4 protein-coding genes are annotated in these 3,410 nt (G+C 64.0%); 3 read left to right on the top strand and 1 reads right to left on the bottom strand.

Annotated features, from left to right (window positions below; translation table 11 throughout):
* On the bottom strand, nt 1–391 hold a 391-nt coding region (locus EN969_RS36175), incomplete at its 3' end, for a LysR family transcriptional regulator (protein ID WP_245467473.1).
* 132 nt (nt 392–523) lie between these two features.
* On the opposite strand from EN969_RS36175, the gene EN969_RS22640 reads away from it, so the two are divergent.
* The 3 genes from EN969_RS22640 to EN969_RS22630 all read left to right on the top strand — a co-directional run.
* Nucleotides 524–1,216 carry a GntR family transcriptional regulator gene (locus EN969_RS22640; RefSeq protein ID WP_063167630.1) on the top strand — a complete coding sequence of 231 codons (693 nt, stop codon included), beginning with the start codon at nt 524–526 and terminating at the stop codon, nt 1,214–1,216.
* A 35-nt stretch (nt 1,217–1,251) separates the two neighbouring features.
* Entirely contained in the window at nt 1,252–2,358 is a 1,107-nt protein-coding gene (locus tag EN969_RS22635; protein WP_063167629.1) for a mandelate racemase/muconate lactonizing enzyme family protein, read from the top strand.
* Between the two features lies 1 nt (nt 2,359).
* A partial coding sequence (locus EN969_RS22630; RefSeq protein WP_127419407.1) for a mandelate racemase/muconate lactonizing enzyme family protein occupies nt 2,360–3,410 on the top strand: 1,051 nt, incomplete at its 3' end.

The following is a 3,410-nucleotide window of genomic DNA, read 5'->3' as shown; positions in this document are numbered from 1 at the left end:
CTGTGGAACGGTTGCCGCCGCTGAATGCGATCAAGGCTTTTGAAGTTGCCGCCCGTGCCGGCGGCATGAATGCACAATAGGGGCGCCCGAGGAGCACCGAGACGAGGAGAGCGCAATCAGCCGACCGGCCTCCAGATCGGCGTGCGCCATGACCCGCTGGCCAAGCGCGATGCCCAGGCCGAGCCTTGCCGAGGCGATCGGCGTCGGTGAGCGCGATGCGGTTGCCGCTGCGCACGAACAGCTGCTTGCCGAACCAGGTTTCGAGATTGCGTATCTGCTGGCTGACCGCCGCCGACGAAACGCCGAGTTCAGAGGCGGCCAAAGTGAAGCCGCCGGCACGGGCGGCAACTTCAAAAGCCTTGATCGCATTCAGCGGCGGCAACCGTTCCACAGCGGCTCCATATGACTCGCCAGAGGGAATTTCGAAACGGTCTCTGCAGCGTTGGCCAATCAATTGAGATAGCCTCTTGTTAGATTGTCGACAATCTGCTTGTCTTGCTTTCGGTTTCCTGGGAGTGGCCGAATGGCGAAAGCGGATTTCAGTCCTATCGCGGATACGACGCGACGCGCCGAGATCGTTGCGCTGTTGCGGCGCGCGATCCTGACCGGCCAGCTCGCGCCCGGCCAGAAGCTCAACGAGCTCCGTATCTCCGAACAGATGCGGGTCAGCCGCGCGCCGCTGCGCGAGGCGATGCGCGAGCTGGTCCAGGAAGGGATCCTGACCAGCATCCCCTATGCCGGCACCTTCGTCATCGAGGTCACAGCCAAGGACATCGACGATGCCTATTCGTTCAACAAGGTGATGGACGAGCTGGCCATCGAGCGGGCGTGGCCGCTGCGTGACCAGCGCTTCTTCGACGAGCTCGACCGGCGCCACGAAGCCGTGAAGCAGGCGACCCGCGCATTGGACACGACACGCCAGATCGAAACCGCGCTGCAACTGCATGGCCTGATCTACGAATGGGCCGACAATTCGGTGCTGCTGGAAACCTGGCAGCGGCTGACCAGCCGGCTGCAGATGTATTTCGCGCTCCACCAGCATGCCCGCAACGAGCCGGTGCCGGCCGAAGACGTTCACGAAACCTATGTGCGGTTGCTGAAGGGCAAGGACATGCGTGCGGCCCAGCGCCATGCCAGGGAGCATATCGATCTCGACTTCGAGGAGTTGCTTGCCTACGCGCGCAGCCTCGAACAACGCCCATCGAGGGGCGCCTGACCCGTTCCCAACACCACAGACAGCGGACAAGACACGTGCAGATCGAGACCATCAAGGCCTACCACGTCATGCAGCCCTTCGTTGACGGGCTATACCGCATGTCGAAGGGGCGCGAGGCCGACGCCTTCGACGCCGTGATCGTGTCCATGACATCAGACAGCGGCATCACCGGCTGGGGCGAGATGGCGCCGCTCGGCAATTTTTACTCGGCCGCCTTCCCCGCCGGCGTTCGCGCCGGCGTGGTCGAGATCGCGCCGCATCTGATCGGCCGCGATCCGCGCGGGCTGGCCAGCATCGGGCGGCTGATGGACACGGTGTTCAAGGGCCATCCCTACATCAAGTCGGCGCTCGACATGGCCTGCTGGGATCTGGCGGCGCGCGCAGCCGACGTGCCGCTGGTCACGCTGCTCGGCGGCAAGGAAAGCGACACCGCGGAACTCTACAAGGTCGTCACGCACGGGAGCGTCGACGCCATGGCCGCGCTGGCCAAGCGCATCGTCAAGGACGGCTTCCACCGGCTGCAGGTCAAGGTCGGCGGCAATGTCCATGACGACATCGAACGCGTCATCGCGGTTGCCTCCTCGGTGCCGAAAGGCACGGTCATCTTCTGCGACGCCAATGCCGGCTGGACTCCCTATCAGGCGCGCCAATTCGCCGATGCCACGCGCGCCATCGACTACACGTTCGAGCAGCCCTGCACCACGATCGATGAAAACATGTCGGTGCGCCGCATGCTCGACAAGCCGATGGTGCTCGACGAATCCGTCACCTCGCTCGAGGCGATGCTGGAAATTCATCGCCTGGGCGCGGCCGACGGGCTGACGCTGAAGATCTCGCGCCTTGGCGGCGTGACGAAGACACGCCAGATCCGCGACATTGCCGTCGACCTCGGCTTCATGATCACGGTCGAGGACACGGGCGGCGCCGAGATCGACACCGCGGCGATGGCGCATCTGTCGCTGTCGACGCCGGAAGAGCGCCGGCTGCACGCCATCGCCTTCCATGAATGGGTGACGGTGCGCACGGCATCGAACATGCCACCGGTCACCGGCAGCCGCATGGGCATTCCAGACGGGCCGGGTCTCGGCATAGACGTCGTTCCCGATCTGCTCGGCGCGCCGTTCTTCGAGGTCGGGCGCTGAGATGAAAATCCGCAGCATCAAAGCCACGCCGATCAATTTGCGCCTCGAAGCGCCCTATGCCTGGGTGTTCGGCGAACTCGACGGATTTTCACCGACCGTCGTCGAAGTCGAGACCGAGGATGGCCTGGTCGGCCTCGGCGAAGCGCCGACGCCAGCGGCGGCCGCGATCATCAATGATGTCCTGGCGCCGCGGCTGGTCGGGCGCGATGCCTTCGACATCGCCGGCGCCGAGCATGTCTGCCTGCCCTTTTGGACCGGCGTGCAGTCGATCAACGACCGCACACGCATCATGGCTTTCGGCGCCATCGAGATGGCTTTGTGGGACCTGCGCGGCAAGGCGTGGAACCAGCCGCTCTACCAGTTGCTCGGCGGCGCCGTACGCAAGGATATCCCGTTCACCGACTATTTTTCGCTGCGCGGTGATGGGCCAAAGGTGAAGGGCGAGACGACGCCCCAGGAAGTCGCCGACTATTGCGTCGAATTGCATGAGACGCATGGAACGACTTTCTTCGAAGGCAAGTTCTCGACCGAAGATCCGAAAATCTCGCTCAGGATGGTCGAGCTGATCCGCAGGAAACTCGGCGACGATGCGATGATCCGTATCGATTCCAACCAGGCCTATTCGCTCAGCACCGCGCGGCGGCTGGCGCGCCCGCTGGAAGAATTGGGCGTGCGCAACTGGGAGGATCCGGTGGCGACCATCGAGGAGATGCGCGAGTTGCGGCGCCATTGCTCGATCCCGTTCTCGACCCACAACATCGACATTGCGCGCGCCATGGAAACCAAAGTGCCGGACGCGTTCGTCGGCAACCCGACGACGCATGGCGGCATCGGCCGGCTGTTGCGCTTCGTCGGCGCCTGCGAGCATGCCGGGATCGATTTCTGGTGCTACAGCGGCGACAGCGGCATCGGCAGCGCCGCCTATCTGCATCTGTGCGCGGCACTCGGCTGGATCAGGGAGCCGAACCAGTCGCTGTTTCGCATGCTGCCGATGGATGTCACCGAGGAAGGACCGTTTTCGCCGAAAAACAATGTCGTGCGCGTTCCGGAAG

The sequence above is a fragment of the Mesorhizobium sp. M7A.F.Ca.CA.003.01.2.1 genome (genome assembly GCF_003998945.1).
Lineage (GTDB): Bacteria > Pseudomonadota > Alphaproteobacteria > Rhizobiales > Rhizobiaceae > Mesorhizobium > Mesorhizobium ciceri.
Note: the sequence above shows the minus strand (reverse complement) of the source record. Positions and strands in the feature narration are given on the sequence as shown.